The organism is Vibrio sp. L85 (genome assembly GCF_963871815.1).
Lineage (GTDB): Bacteria > Pseudomonadota > Gammaproteobacteria > Enterobacterales > Vibrionaceae > Vibrio > Vibrio harveyi.
Genome location: NZ_CAWMYL010000153.1, coordinates 1 through 18,572, shown reverse-complemented (window position 1 = coordinate 18,572; position 18,572 = coordinate 1). Strand labels below are relative to the sequence as shown.

Here is an 18,572-nt window from a genome sequence, read left to right as displayed (position 1 = left end):
AGTCAGATATAAGATCAAATGGGAGCTTCGGCTCCCATTTTCCATTGTCGTAATATCAAACACAGTTGACGATATGCCACGTCTTCACAACTGTCTCGCCAAATCGTGACTTTTTCACCCGACGTTAATTCAAACGTGACTTTGAACATCACCGCCGACACATCAACGCTCGATAATGTAGAGGTTTGCTTGTCATTACGTACCGTGCCATCACGATGTAAATACCAGCCACCACGAGCAGAAGGCACGACAAAACCGCCCTGCATTTGGCAGCGAAGAATCAGTAATAACAGATAAGTTGATAAGACGAGTGGGATAGCAGAGCAGATAAGCGCCCAAACGCAACCTAGGAGAAGAAGTTGGTTGGCAATTTGGGCGTACAGAGAAGTGTTAACCTTGAGATTAACGAACCTTGCTGAGGTTGTGCGCGACAATTTTATCAACCATCGATGCATGACCTAGGTTTTCGCTGCGACCGTGTCCCATCACCCAAGTAAACAGATCTGGGTCATCACATTCTAATAATGAGACAAAATCACGCTGCTCTTGTTCATTCAGTGCTTCAAAGCACTCTTCAAAAAACGGCATAATCACCACGTCAAGCTCAAGCATGCCACGACGACAAGCCCATTTAATACGCGCCTTTTCTTCCGCAGTGTACATTCAGTATTCCTTCATAGATGTCTTGTTCTTAGTGCGGAGTGTAACAAGGGATGTGCAACGTCACTAGTGTGCGGGTCACAATATGTAGCCAAGTCGCTGCAAATCCTGAACGCATTTAATAAACAAACGTTCAGCAAAGCCAAACACCTTAAAATTGCGTGGTTATATTGAGTGCTGACAAATGCCAATTCTGCAATTAACATAGCTGAAAAATATCTTCAAAAGGCATTGTAATCATGGAATGGCAAACTCGCTTTTCACCGCTGAACCTATCGACACAAGACGCACTACCTGAGTTGTCTATCTCGCTATTGGATAATCTGGGCATGATCACCATGGTCGGGGACGACAAAAAGTCATACCTACACGGTCAAGTTACCTGTGATGTGGTTTCTCTTGAGAAAGACCAATCAATGTTGGGTGCCCATTGTGATGCAAAAGGTAAAGTATGGAGCGTCTTCCGCCTATTCCACCATAACGATGGCTACGCAATGGTTCAGCCGAAATCAGCGATTGAAGTAGAACTGAAAGAAATCAAAAAGTACGCGGTGTTCTCGAAAGTGACCATCGAAGAATCAAACGACATCGTGCTGGGTGTTGCTGGTGAGAATGCAGATGCGTTCATCTCAACATTAAATGCTGATTCTGGCGACGTACGTACAGTTGAAGGTGGCACGGCAGTCAAAGTGACTCCAAACCGCTGGTTGCTTGCGCTTACAGCAGAAGCAGCACAATCGTTATTAGAAGACAGCAAAGCAACGCTGACAACCCATGAGCTTTGGACCCGTTTCGATATTGAAGCAGCACTACCATACGTGGCAGCTGATGCGCAAAACGAGCACATTCCACAAGCACTAAACGTACAAGCGCTGGGGGGCATCAGCTTTACGAAAGGCTGCTACACAGGTCAAGAAACCGTAGCGCGCGCGAAATACCGCGGCACCAACAAACGTGCAATGTACATTGTTAAAGGTGCAACTGCTGAAGCCTTAGGTGAAGGTGCGATTGAACTGGAGCGTAGCGTTGGTGAAAACTGGCGTTCAGTAGGCGCATTGCTCACGCATTACCAATTCAGCGACAACCAAGCGATAGGACTCATTGTATTGCCAAACAACCTAGACGATGACACTCGTCTGCGCTTGGTTGCTCAACCAGAGTGTGAATGGGAAATCGCAGCACTGCCGTACAGCCTTGAAGATGAGTAATACCATTCGTACTCCTTTGATGCAGTTTTTGGCGGACCAGAACATCGAGTTCCGTCTTCTTCCTCATCAAAGACCAGCAACAACTATTGAGGATGCCGCGCAACAACGCGGCATTCGCCCTTCTCAAATGGTCAAAGCGATTCTTTTGCGCGATATGGGGAATCAATATGCGCTTGCTTGTGCACCAGGTGATCGTAGTGTTGATCCAAAGAAGGTGCGCGCGTTACTGCAGTGCCGTCGTATGACGTGTGTTGATCAAGCAGACGTAGAAGCGATTACCGGATACAAGATTGGAACTGTCACACCACTACTCTTAAAACGCTACATGCCGATCGTATTTGACCCAAGTTTGCTTGAAGAAAAAGAAATCACCATAAGCAGTGGAGATCGCATGGCAGGCTTAGCGCTATCCATCGATGATCTAATCCAATTGTGCCAACCAACCGTGGCTGATATCTGCCGCTAACATGTAATCAAGCGCAGGATTCTCACTCCTGCGTGATCTCACTCATATCTCTCCGATTACACTTAAGAATTTTTAATCATTTTTAAAACATAAATAGTCACAAATGAAAAACTCGTATATGCTGAATTCGTTGGTTAAGTTTTCAACAACGACTCAGCCAACGTAAAGTGAATCTGCTGACTTGTATGACAGCGTTCATTAAGTCAGTCGTCCACTTTTGTGTAATGCATCTGTGACTATTCGCCCGCCGAAGCGGGCTTTTTTTTGCGTGGAACTTTTTTCCTTTTCCTTCCTCTAACTCAATGAAAGCAATGCATTTGAGGTTTCAACCTCGTCAAAACGAACAAAATGCAACCCATTGAGTAAAAACATTTAGCAAACGATCATTTTCCTTCTATTCTTATTTCTGTAACAAAACTGTTGCTTAATGCACCACGTAAGAATAGGAGAGCTCAAGGACTGGTTCCTTCGACAATGATTTTTTGAGGTAATCCTCACGCTATTTGAGATATGACTCTGTCAATTTGTCTAAGGCAGCACAAATCTCTAAAGCCAAGTACCTCAACTGCACTTAATACTATTGCTGTCACAATAATTTTTACGCGAAAAACGTAGAATAACTGGGCTAGGTAAGAGATAAGGAAGAGTAAATATGAGACTGTTTAAGCGCTATACACCAAGTATGATTGCTAAACACATAAGTCGTCTTTTTAAAGGAAGAATCTATATTTACGGAGTCGGTAAGTTCGAGTTTGATAACGGAAAATTGATGTTGCCAGAGAAAGCTGAGAAACGTCACTTTCAGGCAGTAAAAGAGATTAACCAAGAGATTATGAAGCTCAGATGCGCATACGCTTAGCTTAAACATCGATGTAAAAAGAAAGGCTGGATTAACCAGCCTTTTTTGTATCTTTTGTTTGCGAAGCGAAGAACGTATTTATTGACGCGCTAGTTCCGGCAGGTTGCCTTTCAAACCTAATGCACGCTTCATGATTTCATCTTTCGCACCCGGCAGTTGTCCTGCTAGGCTCAAACCAATACCACGAACCAACTTCTTGGCAGGATTCTCACCAGAGAACAGATCACGGAAGCCTTGCATTGCCGCTATCATCTTCGCCGCTTCGGCTTTACGCCAACGCTCGTAACCACGTAGATTACGTTTGGTGCCAATGTCTTGCCCTTGCTTCCACAGTGCCAACACTTCTTGCGCTAAGCTTGCTGCATCTAATAAACCAAGATTCACACCCTGCCCTGCCAGCGGATGAATGGTATGGGCAGCATCGCCAACTAACGCCACGCGTTCAACCACAAAGTCACGCGCATAACGCATCTTAAGTGGGAATGCTGCACGTTCGCCAACTACTTCACACATGCCTAAACGTGCATCGAATTCGCTAGTCAGTGCTTTATTAAACTCTTGCTCGTTCATCGCCAGCAGTTGCTCTGCGCGATTTGGATCGGTAGACCAAACAATCGAACACATGTGAGGATCAGACATTGGAAGGAAAGCTAATGGACCTTGCGGTGTAAAGATCTGACGCGCAACACTGTTGTGTGGGTCAGCGGTTTTCACGTTCGCAACAAGCGCGCTATGACCGTAATCCCAATGCGTTAGTGGGATATCCATTTGGTTACGCAGCCAAGAATTTGCACCATCAGCGCCAACCACTAACTTCGCTGTCATAGCTTGACCATTATCGAGCGTTAGCCAGCTTTCTTGCTCACCCACCGCAAGCGTTGCACAACGAGCAGGCATAAACAGCGTCACGTTATCGAGCTTTTGAACTTGCTCTAGCAGCGCCAATTGAATTACGCGGTTTTCAACGATATGACCAAGATCCGGTTGAGCCATGCTCTGCGCATCAAATGCGATATTCGCGAAGCTGTCTTGCTCCCACACTTCCATCGCATGGTATGGTGAAGCGCGACGCTGCTCGATACCTTGCCAAGCACCAAGCTTGCGAAGGATGGTTTCACTTGAACGGCTCAACGCCGACACACGTACATCTGGCAGTTCATTTAGGGTGTCGTTTGGCACTGCACCTTCGATAACGGCTACTCGCAGGTCACTGTCCTTAAAAGCGGCAGCTAATGCTAAACCCACCATTCCACCACCGATGATGGCGATATCTACACTTTGCATCATTGCTTTTGTTACCTAATTCGTTGCCGTTTATCGTTTCACTAGACCAAGTGTATGGCGTAGCAGCGGCTGCTTAAAAGTAGAAAGGTTATCCATCGTTGCGAGAGCAAGGTTACGCCCAATTCGCATCGCAGGTAAATCATTTGAGAAAATATGCACGAGAGAGCTAGTTAACCAAATCGTTTCGCTGCGATCATCTTCACGGCGCTGGCTAAATCGCATCAAACCTTGGTAGCGACCGGCATCTTCAGCTTGCTTAACCACCTCTTCCGCTAATGATGCCACATCACGAATACCAAGGTTGAAGCCTTGCCCAGCAATCGGGTGAAGCGTTTGTGCAGCATTGCCGACAATAGCAAAGCGGTGCGAAATGTTCTGCTTACGATGACGCAGAAGAAGCGGATAGCTCGCGCGTTGTCCGACTTTCTGCATCGCACCTAGTCGCCAACCAAAATCGTTCTGCAAGCGCTCAAGAAACTCTGCGTCAGACAAGTTCACGACGCTTTGCGCTTCTTCAGGACGCAGACACCATACTAACGACATACGGTTATCACTCATCGGCAACAGTGCAACTGGACCATTCTCTGTAAAGCGTTCAAAAGCGCGACCTTGATGAGGCTCTTGCGTCACAATATTCGCGATCACTGCCACTTGGTCGAAATCATGCTCAGACAGCTCTAAACCGATTTGCTGGCAACATTGCGACACAGCGCCATCAGCAGCCACTAGCAACTTAGCTTCCAGCTTCTCACCGCTGCTCAACTCAATGTGTGCTTTGTCTTGCTCACGCTCGATGTTCGCAACCGAATCAGGGCAAAACAGAGTGATTGCTTTGCTCTTATCCAAGAGCTCTTGGTAGACACGACCTACATCGGCAAGTTCCACTACGTAGCCAAGGGCTTCAACGCCAACTTCGTGCTTGGTAATCTCAGTCATGCCCGCATGAGAGCGGTCAGAAACATGAATATGTTCAATTGGAGTTGCACAAGGCTCGATAGCAGACCACAACTGCAAGTGACGCAGAATGTTAACGGTACCGTAGGACAAAGCAATCGAGCGCGAATCAAAGCCCGGATGTTGATCCGATTGAGCTTTAAAAGGCTCAACAACCGCAATTTGCAGCGCGCCTTTAGATAAATGGTCGATTGCCAACGCAAGTGTGGCACCTGCCATGGCTCCACCAGCAATTACAACGTCATATTGCCTCATGCTAACCTCTAGAAGCTATTCGATAATGGGAAACAAGTGATTAATGAATCGTTGGTTTGTTTTCGTTGCTTTCAGGACGAGCACCAAACTCTGCATGAATAGTTAATACGCAGGCTTTAACGTGTTCGATTACTTGCTCTAACAATAGTGCTTGCTCGCCTAGATCATCATCTTCATCAATACCCAGTTTGGCAATTTCTTCTAGATCCGCTAAGGCTTCTTTTGCATCGTCTGACGCTTTATCAATCGCAATACCCGCTAAACCCATTCCTGAGATAAAGTGGTTCACAAAATCAGACACACCATCTGCTAGTGCGAACAAACCTTCTTCACCCGCTTCATCAGGAAGCAGCAAAGACAACTCCATAGAAGTGCCAGTTAGCTCGTTAACGGTTACTTGGAACACGCTTTGTGCCAGTGCTAATGCGCTTGATGGCCAGCCCATACCTTCGTTGGTGTAATCAAACAGAATTGGTTGCCAGGTTTGGTCGTTAATCGCCAATCCACCACTGAGCATGCCAACAAGTAGACCATGCAACTCTGCTGGTGTCACAGCAAGGCTTGCAGATTTCAATTCGGCAGCAATAGATTGGTATTCAGGAAGGGTGATTTCACTCATAATCTTGGCTCATTCTTGCGTAATAATGTATCGACATATCCTACCATCAAGCCTAGTCGGCTGAAACGGCTATCAAATTCAATTTTGGACACCATTTGAGCAATTTGCCCAATTCCTGTGTGATCACTTCACCATTTTTCTTTCTGTGAAGGGAAATGCTTGAATCTTAATAGCGGTTTTCCTATAGTTTCCTCCTCGGTAGTTGTATAACGCAACGCCTTAGATAGCGCGAATATAGAGTTTATTCATCATGAGCAATCAAGCGATCGACGTTGAAATCCTTGGCAAAATGACACGAGTGAATTGTCCTGCGGGGCAAGAAGAGTCACTAATTACAGCGGCTAAAGATCTTGATCGTCGATTGAAAGAGATGAGCGAGCGTACTAAGGTAACCAATGAAATTCAGCTACTGACCTTTGCTGCATTGAACATTTGCTATGAATTGCATACCAAATCATACGAATCTAACGGTCAGCAACAAGAAATTACTGAGCGAATGGAAAAGCTCACCGCGTCTTTAGAAAGCGCGCTTAGTAAAGTGAAGCAAGGATAGCAGTAGATACCAAATTTACCCTGGGGTGTGCGTCAGTTGGATTTAAGTCCCTGAGCCGATAAGCAATACCAAAGGGTTAGTACTTGATAGCTATTGAGCAAGCTTGGCATGCACCGAGAAGCCTACGGTTATCATTGCTGATCCGCCTTGAACCAGCTGGTTCAAGGGCCACAATCCTCAACGGCACCCTGGGGTATCCTCTCTATGTCTGACCTATCTCGACAAGAATTCCGCAAACTTATCCGCGAAAAACGCAACGCACTTTACAGCGATACTCAGTTTCAAGCTGGACGTGATCTCGTTCACCAGTTTTCGCAGTTACCAGAAATAAAAAGCGCACAGCACATTGCTATCTATTTGTCTGCCGATGGCGAGTTAGACACCAAACCTCTGATTGAATCACTATGGCAGCAAGGTAAGTCGATTTACCTGCCCGTCATTCATCCTTTCTCTAAAGGTCAATTGCTCTTCTTGCAGTACATCAATGATGAACAGTTGATATACAACAAATACGGAATCTTAGAACCTGCGCTTGATATCCGTTTCCTCAAACCAGTTCGTGAGCTTGATGTCATTTGCACGCCACTAGTCGGATTTGACAGTGTTGGGCATCGCCTGGGAATGGGCGGAGGCTACTACGACCGGACGCTTTCACGTTGGTTTAGTACTGGAGAAGGCGCAAAACCTATCGGCATCGCCCATGATTGTCAGCATGTCGAGCATCTTCCCGTCGAAAGTTGGGATATTCCATTACCTAAGATCGTGACTCCAAGCCAAATCTGGCAATGGGAAAAGTAACGCTTAACCGCTATAATCACGCCGCAAACGTTAACGAACATCTATTCAGGAGATTGGCATGACTCAAGATGAAATGAAGAAAGCGGCTGGTTGGGCAGCACTTAAATATGTTGAGAAAGGCAGCATTGTCGGTGTTGGTACTGGCTCTACCGTGAATCACTTCATCGATGCCCTAGGCAGTATCAAAGATGATATCAAAGGCGCTGTGTCTAGCTCTGTTGCTTCTACTGAGCGTCTAAAAGAGCTTGGTATCGAGGTTTACGAGTGTAACGACGTAGCAATGCTAGATATCTACGTTGATGGTGCAGATGAAATCAACGCAGCGCGTGAAATGATCAAAGGTGGCGGTGCTGCACTGACTCGTGAAAAGATCGTTGCGGCTATTTCAGAAAAATTCGTATGTATCGTTGACGGCACAAAAGCCGTTGACGTACTTGGTCAGTTCCCACTTCCTGTAGAAGTTATCCCAATGGCACGCTCTTACGTGGCTCGTGAATTGGTAAAACTAGGTGGTGACCCTGCATACCGTGAAGGTGTAACAACAGACAACGGCAACGTGATCCTAGACGTACACAACATGCAAATCACTAACCCGAAAGAACTTGAAGACAAGATCAACGGCATTGCTGGCGTAGTAACGGTGGGTCTATTCGCTCACCGCGGTGCAGACGTGGTTATCACTGGCACACCAGAAGGTGCGAAAATAGAAGAATAAATCATTAGATGATTTAAATTTTCTGTTATTTCATTACAGACGGCGCCCTAGGGCGCCGTTTTTTCTTCCTTTTTCTAAGAAAAGCATGCCTTATTCCGTAATTTTCTTACCCAAAGCAAAAATTTTTTGTTACTTTATTGAACAGAAGACGCACAAGGAAACGTTTGTCTTCCGACAAAACTGTTAATTATCCCCTTTTTAATAGTTTTGCTTTATGTGCGCCACATTAGCCCACCTTTCCATTTTAAGGACGAGAAAAATGGCCAAAGTTTCACTGGAAAAAGAAAAGATTAAGATCCTCTTGCTAGAGGGACTCCACCCTTCTTCAGTTGAAGTTCTTCAAGCAGCTGGCTACAGCAACATTGAATATCACAAAGGTTCCCTTCCGGAAGAAGAACTGATTGAAGCAGTAAAAGACGTGCACTTCATCGGTATCCGTTCTCGAACGAACTTATCGGAAGAAGTGATCAATGCAGCGAACAAGCTAGTTGCAATTGGCTGTTTTTGTATTGGTACCAACCAAGTTGATTTAGGCGCGGCAGCAAGCCGTGGTATTCCTGTTTTTAATGCACCATTCTCAAACACGCGCAGTGTTGCTGAACTAGTATTAGGTCAGATCCTACTCCTTCTTCGTGGTATTCCGGAAAAGAACGCGCTAGCGCACCGTGGTATTTGGAAGAAGAGTGCAGACAGTTCTTACGAAGCACGTGGTAAGCGTCTGGGCATCATCGGTTACGGTCACATCGGTACTCAGTTGGGTATCATTGCAGAAAACTTGGGGATGCGCGTTTACTACTACGACATTGAAAACAAATTGTCGCTAGGTAACGCTACGCAAGTGTTCACTATGAGTGAGCTTTTGAACAAGTGTGACGTGATTTCTCTACATGTACCAGAAACACCAGAAACCAAGAACATGATGGGCGAAGAAGAGTTTGCTCGCATGAAGCCGGGCGCTATCTTTATCAACGCCGCGCGCGGTACCGTGGTAGACATCCCTGCTCTATGCCATAGCTTAGAATCTGGTCATATCTCAGGAGCAGCGATTGACGTGTTCCCTGTAGAGCCGAAAACTAACGCCGATGCGTTTGAGTCTCCACTGCAGAAGTTCGACAACGTAATCTTAACTCCGCACGTCGGTGGTTCAACGCAAGAAGCGCAAGAAAACATTGGTGTTGAAGTTGCTGGTAAACTAGCGAAATACTCTGACAACGGTTCAACCTTATCAAGTGTGAACTTCCCAGAGGTATCATTGCCTGAGCATCGTGAATGTTCACGTCTATTACACATCCACAAAAACCGCCCTGGTATCCTGACGCAAATCAACACCATCTTTGCTGAAGACGGCATCAACATCGCAGGTCAGTACCTACAAACTGCCGCTGAGATCGGTTACGTAGTTATCGACGTTGAGACTTCTCGTGCAGAAGAAGCACTAGTGAAACTAAAAGGCATCGAAGGCACAATCCGTGCTCGTATCCTTCACTAATCTATTTGAACAAACACAAAAGGCAGGGATTCCCTGCCTTTTTTCGTTTTATTCGTCCGTATTTACTTAAGCATTATTTCAGCCTGTAAACCACATCCACTTGGTCACGAATCACGAGTGTAGAGTCTTGGTAACTGTTTGTACTTTCTCTTGCATCCATTGCCATTGAACGCATCAATACCGGGCGAGCATGCATTTGGTTATAGTTGATCTGCCAAACGTCTCCTAACTTCTTATCAAATCCGGTCGCTAAAGAGGCCGCTTTACTCTGCGCGTCTTTAATCGCTGCCATGCGTGCCTTTTGCTGATACTCAGACTGGTTGCTCACTTTTAACTGAATATTGTCGACTTGGTTGATGCCGGCTTTCAGCGCCATGTCCAAGTACTCATTCAAGTTCGCAAGATCATTGACCGTCACGTCAATGCTACGTGATGCACGGTAACCCACGAGTTCTGCCTTGCCCGATTTTGGGTAGTGATATTGTGGAGCCAAGTATAAGTTTGAGCTAGTAATGTTATCTTTTGATAAACCTGCATCTGCAAGGCTCTTAAGAAACGCATCAACTGTATTGTCGACCGATTGCTTCGCTTGCTCTGCTGTCATTGTCGTATCAACTACCTTCACAGAAAAAGTAGCCATATCTGGTGTTGCAACTACCTCACCGTAACCAGTGGTTGATACATGGGCAAAACTTGGTACATCGCTCGCAAACGCAGAAATACTGGTAAGGCTTAATGCAGACGCCAATAAACATGAAGACAGTTTCATTCGACAAATCCATCCGTTTTGAAAGATTAAGGTCACTCCAGTGCCAGATTTCATCTCGAGAGATTCGGTGAACACTGTAGCAACTGAGTTGGTATCCTAGCTTCAACGAGGAGAGACACCAATGAACTGGAGTGTATATAGACTCATCATAGAAACTTCTGTCAATTATCCAAGCGCCCTACGCGACTTCTAACACAACTTTGACTGTGTTACTTCGCAGTGATTTCAACTTAAAACGCGAGTCAACTGGGAACTTATTGCGGTAAATGTTGTTGAGCGTAACCAATAATCGCTTGTGAGATTTCTTGAAGAACGCCCGTTTCTAACTGCCAGTGGTGCCAGTAAATTCGATAGGACATCAAAAAACCCGGCGTAATATCAATCAACTTACCATTTTCTAATTCATCGGTGATCTGTAATCGAGGAATCAAACAATAAGCCACACCTGCTAACGCCATCTTGAGGAAAGCTTCTGAGCTACTAATGTTGTGATGAATGACACTGTCAGGTCTTACGTTGAAATGTTCAGTCAAAAACTTCTTATGCAGATCATCATATTGGTCGTAAGACACCGCCGGCGCTTTCGCGAGTGTTTGATTGTCAACCCCTTCAGAGAAATAGCATTGATAAAATTCTGGGTTGGCGACACAGACATAATCGATGCGACCGAGATAGTCGGCACGACAGCCCGGGATGGCTTGAGATTCCAAACTGATAGCCCCTGCAACCTCACCACTTCTTAGCTTTTCAATTGAGCGCGATTCACCGTAGATGGTTAACTTAAGCTCCACTTGGCGATGCTTCATTACATCCTGCAGCGCAGGTAACAACCATGTTGCGAGGCTATCTGCATTCGTCGCCAAGGAGAGTTGTACAGGGCGAGTGGTAGTGTCGTTCTTCAGTTCAGGGAGGATTTCATGCTCAAGAAGTCTAACGCGGCGATATAGTCCAAGTAACTTCTTACCAATCGGTGTCGGCTTTGGTGGTTGCTCACGGATAAGCACAGGTTGAGCAAGATACTTTTCGAGCTGTTTAATTCGCTGGGAAATAGCTGATTGTGAAACAAATAAGTGTTCTGCTGCTCTGTCAAAACTGCCTTGATGCACGACGGCATCTAAAGCTTCTATCCATTTATAATCCAATCCTCGCACGTGCTTTTCCTCCCTAACAAACGCCAAACACACAAGATAAGTAACACTAATAATATATTAAAATCATTAATTATACTTATTTCAATAAAAGCTATATCTTCCATTTCTCTGTTGTTCTATTGCTAATTTTTGAGGTGTGTTGTGAGCTTTTGGGTGTTATTACAAGGATTCGGTTTAGGTGCGACGATGATCATTCCAATCGGTGCGCAGAATGCGTACGTCCTTAACCAAGGTATTAAGCGTCAACATCACCTGACGACTGCGACTATCTGTAGCATCCTAGATATGATCTTCATTTCGCTCGGTATTTTCGGTGGCGGTGCGATCCTGTCGCAAAATGAAATCCTACTGACATCAGTGACATTAGGTGGTATCGCTTTCTTGAGCGTTTACGGTTTGCTGTCACTAAAGAGCGCATTCAAACCATCTGATGCATCGGAGTCAAAAAGTGAAGTGGTCGCACGCGGTCGTCGCACTGTAATTCTTGGCGCACTTGCCGTCACCGTTTTGAACCCACACCTATACTTGGATACTGTGGTGATCTTGGGATCCATCGGTGGTCAGTTCGAAGGCAACGATCGCATCGCATTTGCAATGGGAACCATCATGGCATCATTTGCGTGGTTCTACACGCTGTCATTAGGTGCGGCGAAATTAGGTCCGACGCTCTCAAAACCAAAAGTGAAAAAAGGCATCGATATTGCGGTTGCCGTTATGATGTTTACTATCGCTTTTGCTCTCGCAAATGAGCTAGTCACACAATACTGGTAAAGAAAAAATAGGAAAGAAATACGACATGGAGTCACTGCAGAAAATCTACCAACTCAATCGAGAGCGGTTTAGTGCGCTCTCTATCCCCTTTCGAGAATGGCAGCATGAAGCCATTCTCGACTTTGAAACCGATATCAAAGTTGCCGCTGAACTCGGCTGGACAGGCACTCACACCAAGAGCCTTTTTCTCAAACTGAAAGGGTTAGGTTACGCCATATACTTGACCGACAAAGACTCGCGTTTAGACTCTAAACAAATCAAAACAATTACCGGCAAGCGACCTTCAATTTGTAGTGATGATGAAATGATCGAACAACTAGGCTGCGTACCCGGTGCGGTTTGTCCGATAGGGTTACCAGAGCATGTCACTATCATTGTGGATACTGCACTTTATCAACATGAAGAATTGCTCTATACCCCGGGTTTACCCGAATCGACTTTCGGTTTTGCAGGCAAAGAACTCAAGCGACTACTCCGAGCCGGCAGTAATACTTTATTAGAAATATAAAAGCCCTAGAGATAAAAAAAGCGAGGCAAACACCTCGCTTTTCATGTTCTCAATCGAAGTGATTAAGCTTCTACTTTGTTCAAGTGAACATCCATTTGTGGGAATGGTATTTCGATGCCTGCTTCGTCTAACGCTTCTTTGATTGCTTGAGTAGAATCGAAGTAAACATCCCAGTAATCCGCTGTTTTACACCATGGGCGAACCACAAAGTTTACTGAAGAGTCAGCTAGAGCCAGCACACCAATTTGGATCGCTGGATCTTTAAGGATACGCTCATCTTTTTCTAGCACATCACGGATAACTTGCTTAGTTTGTTTAAGGTCAGCGCTGTAAGAAACACCGATAACTAGGTCTACACGACGCGTAGCGTGGCGAGAGTAGTTAGTGATTGCACCACCGATAACTGATGAGTTCGGTACAACAACCATTTTGTTGTCAGGTGTTTTTAGTACAGTTTGGAAGATTTGAATTGCTTCAACACTACCCGCTACACCGCCAATTTCTACGTAGTCACCAGACTTGAATGGACGGAATGCAACAATCAGTACGCCCGCAGCGAAGTTAGATAGTGAACCTTGTAGAGCAAGACCAACAGCAAGACCTGCCGCACCGATTACCGCAACTACAGATGCAGTTTGAACACCGACACGACCTAGTGCCGCGATAAGTACGATAACGAATAGAAGGTAACGAACTAAACCATTGACGAATTCAACAACAGCTTTGTCCATCTTTTTCTTTTCAAGCACTTTTGAAACGCTGTTTGCTACCGCTTTAACGATAATGTTACCGATAAATAGGATCAGCAATGCAGAAATGATGTTCACACCGTATTGAATAAGAAGATCTGAGTTGTTATTTAGCCATGTTTCAGCTTTGCTCAAACCATCTGTTAAAGAGGTATCGATACCCATCGATTCACCTGCCATAATTCGTATCCTCAAAATAAAGATATTAAATCTAATTGCCGTTAATTTATGAACCTTGTTTTTTATAGGTTCTTATTCACAACAACATCCCTATTGTTTTCCTGAACAGTGTCAGATTTTTGGCACAATATCTCAAAACTGAAATTTTGCAAAGTCAGAGTTTAGCAAAGACCTACAAAACAAAGCTTTATCAGAATTTTCTGATACCGGCATGTTACAGAGTACGCAATGGATTTACATTCCGCCACACTTTTTACTTGGTTTTCTGCCACTTGATGCGGAAATGCGCTGAGTTTCGAAATTTGTACCAACATGAAGGGATATGAAGTGAGGCGATCATATAGCAGCTGACTAAGTTATCAATTGCACGCAGAGGAAGAATAGGATTTGTCTCATTGTTTAGACATAAAAAAACCCGCTCTAAGAGCGGGTTTTTAGAAACTCAGTTGAGACGAATTATAGTACGTCTACTGCGTTTAGGTCAGCAAATGCTTTCTCTAGGCGAGCTACCATTGAAGCTTGACCAGCACGTAGCCATACGCGTGGATCGTAGTACTTCTTGTTTGGAGCGTCTTCGCCAGTTGGGTTACCGATTTGACCTTGTAGGTAATCGTGGTTGTCAGCTTCGTACTGACGGATACCATCCCAAGTTGCCCACTGTGTATCAGTATCGATGTTCATTTTGATAACACCGTAGCCGATAGACTCTTGGATTTCTGCTTCAGTAGAACCAGAACCACCGTGGAATACGAAGTTTAGAGCGTTTGGTGCGATACCGAACTTCTCTGCACAGTATGCTTGAGAGTCACGTAGGATAGTTGGAGTTAGAACAACGTTACCTGGCTTGTAAACGCCGTGTACGTTACCGAAAGAAGCTGCGATAGTGAAGCGGTGTGAAACAGCGCTTAGTTTCTCGTATGCGTAAGCAACGTCTTCTGGAGAAGTGTATAGCTCAGATGCGTCCATGTGAGAGTTATCAACGCCATCTTCTTCACCACCAGTACAACCAAGTTCGATCTCGATTGTCATGTTCATCTTAGCCATGCGCTCTAGGTACTTAGCACATGTTTCGATGTTTTCTTCTAGAGACTCTTCAGAAAGGTCTAGCATGTGAGAAGAGAATAGAGGTTTACCAGTTTGAGCGAAGAACTCTTCACCAGCGTCTAGTAGACCGTCGATCCATGGAAGAAGTTTCTTAGCAGCGTGGTCAGTGTGTAGGATTACTGGCACACCGTAAGCTTCAGCTACAGTGTGAACGTATTTAGCACCAGCTACAGCACCAAGGATTTGAGCACCTTGACCTTCAAGTTTCACGCCTTTACCAGCGAAGAAACCAGCACCGCCGTTAGAGAACTGAACAACAACTGGAGCTTTAACTTTTGCAGCTGCTTCTAGTACTGCGTTTACAGAATCAGTACCAACAACGTTTACTGCAGGAAGAGCAAATTTGTTTTCTTTTGCTACTTCAAATACTTTCTGAACGTCATCGCCAGAGATAACACCTGGTTTTACGAAGTCGAAGATCTTAGACATGGATGTAATCCTATTTATCTGTCGTTTTTTAAACAAAACTTGTTAAATTGAAAAATCTTGCAAACGTTTGCTCACAACTGAGGCTATTCTAGCAGAGTTCCACTCTCGTTGCAGCAAACAAGAAAGCGGGAGATGACTCCCCCGCTTTGCGATTATTACTTAGCGCGTGCTTCTAGCATTTCAACTGCTGGAAGTACTTTACCTTCTACAAACTCAAGGAAAGCGCCGCCGCCAGTAGAGATGTAAGATACGTCAGCTTTGATACCGAACTTGTCGATAGCTGCTAGCGTGTCACCACCACCTGCAACAGAGAAACCTTCAGAAGCTGCGATAGCTTCAGAGATACCTTTAGTACCTGCTTCGAAGTTCTTGAATTCGAATACGCCTACTGGACCGTTCCAAAGGATAGTCTTAGCGTTCTTAAGGATTTCTGCTAGTTCAGCAGTTGAATCTGGACCAAGGTCGAAGATCATGTCGTCGTCTTGTACTTCAGAAACGTGCTTGATTTCAGCTTCTGCGTTCTCATCGAATGCTTTCGCACATGCAACGTCAGTTGCTACTGGAATTGCACACTCGTCCATTAGCTTCTTCGCTGTTTCAACTAGGTCTGCTTCGTATAGCGACTTACCAACGTTGTGACCAGCAGCTGCGATGAATGTGTTAGCAATACCACCGCCAACAACTAGTTGGTCAGCGATTTTAGATAGAGACTCAAGAACAGTTAGCTTAGTAGAAACTTTTGAACCACCTACGATAGCAACCATTGGACGAGCAGGCTTGTCCATTGCTTTACCTAGTGCTTCTAGTTCGTTTGCTAGTAGAGGACCAGCACATGCTACGTCTGCGTGCATACCAACACCGTGAGTAGATGCTTGTGCACGGTGAGCTGTACCGAATGCGTCCATTACGAAGATGTCACATAGAGAAGCGTACTGCTTAGATAGTTCTTCTTCGTTTTTCTTCTCGCCTTTGTTAAAGCGAACGTTTTCAAGAACGACTAGTTCACCAGCGTTTAGCTCTAGACCGTTTAGGTAGTCTTTCGCTAGTTTAACTTCGCAGTCTAGTGCGTCGTTTAGGTAGTTAACTACTGGTTGTAGAGAGAACTCTTCTGCGTATTCACCTTCAGTTGGGCGACCTAGGTGAGAAGTAACCATAACTTTAGCACCAGCTTCTAGACAGTGCTTGATAGTTGGAAGAGATGCGATGATACGTGCATCTGAAGTTACTTTACCGTCTTTTACTGGCACGTTTAGGTCAGCACGGATAAATACACGTTTACCTGCAAGATCCAGGTCAGTCATCTTGATTACAGACATGATGTGTCCTCTCAAATATTAAATAATTAAAGTTTTTAAAAACTCGGCAATCCTGCCAAGCCCGTTAATTCTTCAAACTGGTTATTGATATGGAGATACGTCAGATTTATTTCAAGGCTTGAAATAAAAATTTTCTCCATCGCTTATTCACTCTTATTGCTCCACCTGTGAAGAAGCTTGCATTGCTAAAGCGGTATCCAGCATCCGGTTAGCAAAGCCCCATTCGTTATCGCACCAAACGAGCATTTTTACGAGTTGCCCGTTACTCACTCTTGTCTGAGTTCCATCCACAATTGCACTATGGGGATCGTGATTAAAGTCGATGGAAACGAGTGGCGATTCAGTATAGTCAACAATGTCACGTAATGTACACTGAGATGCGTTAACAATGGTTTGATTTACGTCATTAACTTTCACATTTGTACTAATTGTGACACTTAAATCCATCGCAGTGACGTTAACTGTTGGAACTCGAACCGAAATTGCTTCAAATTTGTTAGAAAATTTCGGGAAGATTCTTTCAATTCCTTTATGCAACTTAGTGTCCACCGGAATAATCGATTGACTGGCAGCACGAGTGCGACGTAAATCATTGTGATAAGCGTCGATAACCTGCTGATCGTTCATTGAAGAGTGAATCGTTGTGATAGTACCCGACTCTATGCCGAACGCCTCATCCAAAACTTTGATGATAGGGACAATACAGTTGGTGGTGCATGAGCCATTCGACACCACGCGGTGTTCGTCTTTGAGAGTTTCGTGGTTCACACCATAGATAATGGTGTTATCGAGATCGCTTGCGCCAGGGTGTGAGAACAGAACTTTATGAGCCCCCGCTTCAATATGGGCTTGTCCGTCAGCTTGTGAGCCGAAGACGCCAGTACAATCCAGTACGATATCGACTTCTAAGTCACGCCATGGCAAAAGTTCGATTTCAGCAAGGTGGAGGATTCTAATTGGATCGTATTCGCCACTGTCGTGGTGAACGTAGAGGTGTTCTTGGTCATGCGAGATTTTCTTTCCGAAGCGACCATGACTAGTATCATACTGAAGAAGATGTGCCATCGCTTCTGGTTGAGCCAGTTCATTAACTGCAACAACCTTGATCTGCTGGTGCTTACCGCTCTCGTATACTGCTCGCAGTACATTACGACCGATACGTCCAAATCCATTGATCGCAACTTTTAGCATTTATCCTTCGCCTCACCAAAAATTCGTGTCACAGATAGTACCTGATACGAAGACTGAACGCATTAAGTAAGTGATCTCCCTCGCGGTAAACTATCTTTTCACTTCCCGAAATATTCATTTCACTAATATATTGATTTCTGACATCGCATGTTTCGCTTGGCATTTTAACTCCTTGTTTGACCACCAAAAGGAAATGCGTATGTCAGGTTTTCCCACTGCTCACTTTTGCAAGCGATGCAATAGAGAAACACCACACTCAGAGGTGCTGGTCCGTAAACCAAGCAGTTACGATACGGATAAATCGATTCTTGGAACCTTAAAACTTTGGGCTCATACCCTGATAAACGGCGGTCACTATTACGATATGGATCGTTATGTCACTTGTAAGGAATGTGGACTCAAAGAGAAGGATAACTGGGGAAACGAATTTGAATAGGCACAAAAAAACCGAGCACTAATGCTCGGTTTTTCATTTCTAGCGCTAAATTACGCTAATAGTTCTTTTGCTGTGTTCACTACGTTTTCTACAGTGAAACCAAACATT

General features: G+C 44.8%; 21 protein-coding genes and 1 other RNA gene. 11 read left to right on the top strand and 11 right to left on the bottom strand.

Going from position 1 to position 18,572, the window contains the following annotated elements:
* Positions 1–14 precede the first annotated feature (14 nt).
* Positions 15–455, bottom strand: a complete 441-nt coding sequence (locus tag AACR11_RS15420; protein ID WP_321572337.1) for a protein YgfX — start codon at positions 453–455, stop codon at positions 15–17.
* The gene (locus AACR11_RS15415) at positions 403–663 is read right to left on the bottom strand and encodes an FAD assembly factor SdhE (protein ID WP_009698777.1); all 261 of its coding nucleotides are present in this window, start codon (positions 661–663) and stop codon (positions 403–405) included. The genes AACR11_RS15420 and AACR11_RS15415 overlap by 53 nt, the downstream gene beginning before the upstream one ends.
* 236 nt (positions 664–899) lie before the next feature.
* Here AACR11_RS15415 and ygfZ point away from each other — a divergent pair, with 236 nt between their 5' ends.
* From ygfZ to AACR11_RS15400, 3 genes are all read left to right on the top strand, one after another.
* Positions 900–1,868, top strand: a complete 969-nt coding sequence (gene ygfZ, locus AACR11_RS15410; protein WP_029790325.1) for a tRNA-modifying protein YgfZ — start codon at positions 900–902, stop codon at positions 1,866–1,868.
* Positions 1,861–2,334, top strand: coding sequence for an aminoacyl-tRNA deacylase (locus tag AACR11_RS15405; protein ID WP_009698779.1), 474 nt, complete (start codon positions 1,861–1,863; stop codon positions 2,332–2,334). The genes ygfZ and AACR11_RS15405 overlap by 8 nt, the downstream gene beginning before the upstream one ends.
* Positions 2,335–2,986: 652 nt before the next feature.
* On the top strand, positions 2,987–3,193 hold the full coding sequence (locus AACR11_RS15400; protein WP_079324419.1) for a DUF1107 domain-containing protein: 207 nt from the start codon (positions 2,987–2,989) through the stop codon (positions 3,191–3,193).
* Between the two features lie 78 nt (positions 3,194–3,271).
* Here AACR11_RS15400 and AACR11_RS15395 read toward each other — a convergent pair whose 3' ends face one another.
* The 3 genes from AACR11_RS15395 to AACR11_RS15385 are packed head-to-tail and all read right to left on the bottom strand — an operon-like array spanning position 3,272 to position 6,305.
* A complete protein-coding gene (locus AACR11_RS15395) occupies positions 3,272–4,480 on the bottom strand; it encodes an FAD-dependent 2-octaprenylphenol hydroxylase (RefSeq protein WP_017817662.1) in 1,209 nt (402 codons plus the stop codon).
* Between the two features lie 27 nt (positions 4,481–4,507).
* Positions 4,508–5,686 carry a 2-octaprenyl-6-methoxyphenyl hydroxylase gene (gene ubiH, locus AACR11_RS15390; RefSeq protein WP_029790322.1) on the bottom strand — a complete coding sequence of 393 codons (1,179 nt, stop codon included), beginning with the start codon at positions 5,684–5,686 and terminating at the stop codon, positions 4,508–4,510.
* A gap of 40 nt (positions 5,687–5,726) precedes the next feature.
* The gene (locus AACR11_RS15385) at positions 5,727–6,305 is read right to left on the bottom strand and encodes a YecA/YgfB family protein (protein WP_009699857.1); all 579 of its coding nucleotides are present in this window, start codon (positions 6,303–6,305) and stop codon (positions 5,727–5,729) included.
* A 250-nt stretch (positions 6,306–6,555) separates the two neighbouring features.
* Between AACR11_RS15385 and AACR11_RS15380 the strand changes: the two genes are divergently transcribed.
* The 5 genes from AACR11_RS15380 to serA all read left to right on the top strand — a co-directional run bounded on the left by AACR11_RS15380 (position 6,556) and on the right by serA (position 9,860).
* Positions 6,556–6,858, top strand: a complete 303-nt coding sequence (locus AACR11_RS15380) for a cell division protein ZapA (RefSeq protein ID WP_005449766.1) — start codon at positions 6,556–6,558, stop codon at positions 6,856–6,858.
* Between the two features lie 14 nt (positions 6,859–6,872).
* Positions 6,873–7,057: non-coding RNA, 6S RNA (ssrS, locus tag AACR11_RS15375), on the top strand.
* 5 nt (positions 7,058–7,062) lie between these two features.
* Positions 7,063–7,656, top strand: a complete 594-nt coding sequence (locus AACR11_RS15370) for a 5-formyltetrahydrofolate cyclo-ligase (protein ID WP_029790321.1) — start codon at positions 7,063–7,065, stop codon at positions 7,654–7,656.
* A 58-nt stretch (positions 7,657–7,714) separates the two neighbouring features.
* On the top strand, positions 7,715–8,371 hold the full coding sequence (rpiA, locus tag AACR11_RS15365; RefSeq protein WP_005436473.1) for a ribose-5-phosphate isomerase RpiA: 657 nt from the start codon (positions 7,715–7,717) through the stop codon (positions 8,369–8,371).
* A gap of 259 nt (positions 8,372–8,630) precedes the next feature.
* Positions 8,631–9,860: a phosphoglycerate dehydrogenase gene (gene serA / locus AACR11_RS15360; RefSeq protein WP_005449764.1), complete on the top strand. Its 1,230-nt coding sequence runs from the start codon at positions 8,631–8,633 to the stop codon at positions 9,858–9,860.
* Between the two features lie 73 nt (positions 9,861–9,933).
* Here the strand turns inward: serA and AACR11_RS15355 are convergent, their stop codons facing one another.
* Together AACR11_RS15355 and AACR11_RS15350 are read right to left on the bottom strand one after the other, a co-directional pair.
* On the bottom strand, positions 9,934–10,629 hold the full coding sequence (locus tag AACR11_RS15355) for an oxidative stress defense protein (RefSeq protein WP_029790319.1): 696 nt from the start codon (positions 10,627–10,629) through the stop codon (positions 9,934–9,936).
* Between the two features lie 254 nt (positions 10,630–10,883).
* Positions 10,884–11,780: a LysR family transcriptional regulator ArgP gene (locus AACR11_RS15350; RefSeq protein WP_029790318.1), complete on the bottom strand. Its 897-nt coding sequence runs from the start codon at positions 11,778–11,780 to the stop codon at positions 10,884–10,886.
* Between the two features lie 141 nt (positions 11,781–11,921).
* Here AACR11_RS15350 and AACR11_RS15345 point away from each other — a divergent pair, with 141 nt between their 5' ends.
* Positions 11,922–12,551: a LysE/ArgO family amino acid transporter gene (locus AACR11_RS15345; RefSeq protein ID WP_029790317.1), complete on the top strand. Its 630-nt coding sequence runs from the start codon at positions 11,922–11,924 to the stop codon at positions 12,549–12,551.
* Positions 12,552–12,576: 25 nt separating this feature from the next.
* Positions 12,577–13,059 (top strand): YbaK/EbsC family protein, encoded by a 483-nt coding sequence (locus AACR11_RS15340; protein ID WP_029790316.1) that lies wholly within the window; start codon positions 12,577–12,579, stop codon positions 13,057–13,059.
* Positions 13,060–13,121: 62 nt separating this feature from the next.
* Here the strand turns inward: AACR11_RS15340 and mscS are convergent, their stop codons facing one another.
* The 4 genes from mscS to epd all read right to left on the bottom strand — a co-directional run bounded on the left by mscS (position 13,122) and on the right by epd (position 18,028).
* The gene (mscS, locus tag AACR11_RS15335) at positions 13,122–13,988 is read right to left on the bottom strand and encodes a small-conductance mechanosensitive channel MscS (protein ID WP_005436480.1); all 867 of its coding nucleotides are present in this window, start codon (positions 13,986–13,988) and stop codon (positions 13,122–13,124) included.
* Between the two features lie 456 nt (positions 13,989–14,444).
* The gene (fbaA, locus tag AACR11_RS15330) at positions 14,445–15,521 is read right to left on the bottom strand and encodes a class II fructose-bisphosphate aldolase (protein WP_005449757.1); all 1,077 of its coding nucleotides are present in this window, start codon (positions 15,519–15,521) and stop codon (positions 14,445–14,447) included.
* A gap of 155 nt (positions 15,522–15,676) precedes the next feature.
* Positions 15,677–16,837, bottom strand: a complete 1,161-nt coding sequence (locus tag AACR11_RS15325) for a phosphoglycerate kinase (protein WP_005436484.1) — start codon at positions 16,835–16,837, stop codon at positions 15,677–15,679.
* Positions 16,838–16,990: 153 nt separating this feature from the next.
* Positions 16,991–18,028, bottom strand: a complete 1,038-nt coding sequence (epd, locus tag AACR11_RS15320; protein WP_009698787.1) for an erythrose-4-phosphate dehydrogenase — start codon at positions 18,026–18,028, stop codon at positions 16,991–16,993.
* 199 nt (positions 18,029–18,227) lie between these two features.
* On the opposite strand from epd, the gene AACR11_RS15315 reads away from it, so the two are divergent.
* A complete protein-coding gene (locus tag AACR11_RS15315; RefSeq protein ID WP_029790314.1) occupies positions 18,228–18,464 on the top strand; it encodes a hypothetical protein in 237 nt (78 codons plus the stop codon).
* Positions 18,465–18,572: the final 108 nt, after the last annotated feature.

Coding starts and splice junctions, on each gene's coding strand:
- AACR11_RS15420 (WP_321572337.1), bottom strand. CDS start 455: ATGCATCGATGGTTGATAAAATTGTCGCGCACAACCTCAGCAAGGTTC.
- AACR11_RS15415 (WP_009698777.1), bottom strand. CDS start 663: ATGTACACTGCGGAAGAAAAGGCGCGTATTAAATGGGCTTGTCGTCGT.
- ygfZ (WP_029790325.1), top strand. CDS start 900: ATGGAATGGCAAACTCGCTTTTCACCGCTGAACCTATCGACACAAGAC.
- AACR11_RS15405 (WP_009698779.1), top strand. CDS start 1,861: ATGAGTAATACCATTCGTACTCCTTTGATGCAGTTTTTGGCGGACCAG.
- AACR11_RS15400 (WP_079324419.1), top strand. CDS start 2,987: ATGAGACTGTTTAAGCGCTATACACCAAGTATGATTGCTAAACACATA.
- AACR11_RS15395 (WP_017817662.1), bottom strand. CDS start 4,480: ATGATGCAAAGTGTAGATATCGCCATCATCGGTGGTGGAATGGTGGGT.
- ubiH (WP_029790322.1), bottom strand. CDS start 5,686: ATGAGGCAATATGACGTTGTAATTGCTGGTGGAGCCATGGCAGGTGCC.
- AACR11_RS15385 (WP_009699857.1), bottom strand. CDS start 6,305: ATGAGTGAAATCACCCTTCCTGAATACCAATCTATTGCTGCCGAATTG.
- AACR11_RS15380 (WP_005449766.1), top strand. CDS start 6,556: ATGAGCAATCAAGCGATCGACGTTGAAATCCTTGGCAAAATGACACGA.
- AACR11_RS15370 (WP_029790321.1), top strand. CDS start 7,063: ATGTCTGACCTATCTCGACAAGAATTCCGCAAACTTATCCGCGAAAAA.
- rpiA (WP_005436473.1), top strand. CDS start 7,715: ATGACTCAAGATGAAATGAAGAAAGCGGCTGGTTGGGCAGCACTTAAA.
- serA (WP_005449764.1), top strand. CDS start 8,631: ATGGCCAAAGTTTCACTGGAAAAAGAAAAGATTAAGATCCTCTTGCTA.
- AACR11_RS15355 (WP_029790319.1), bottom strand. CDS start 10,629: ATGAAACTGTCTTCATGTTTATTGGCGTCTGCATTAAGCCTTACCAGT.
- AACR11_RS15340 (WP_029790316.1), top strand. CDS start 12,577: ATGGAGTCACTGCAGAAAATCTACCAACTCAATCGAGAGCGGTTTAGT.
- mscS (WP_005436480.1), bottom strand. CDS start 13,988: ATGGCAGGTGAATCGATGGGTATCGATACCTCTTTAACAGATGGTTTG.
- fbaA (WP_005449757.1), bottom strand. CDS start 15,521: ATGTCTAAGATCTTCGACTTCGTAAAACCAGGTGTTATCTCTGGCGAT.
- AACR11_RS15325 (WP_005436484.1), bottom strand. CDS start 16,837: ATGTCTGTAATCAAGATGACTGACCTGGATCTTGCAGGTAAACGTGTA.
- epd (WP_009698787.1), bottom strand. CDS start 18,028: ATGCTAAAAGTTGCGATCAATGGATTTGGACGTATCGGTCGTAATGTA.
- AACR11_RS15315 (WP_029790314.1), top strand. CDS start 18,228: ATGTCAGGTTTTCCCACTGCTCACTTTTGCAAGCGATGCAATAGAGAA.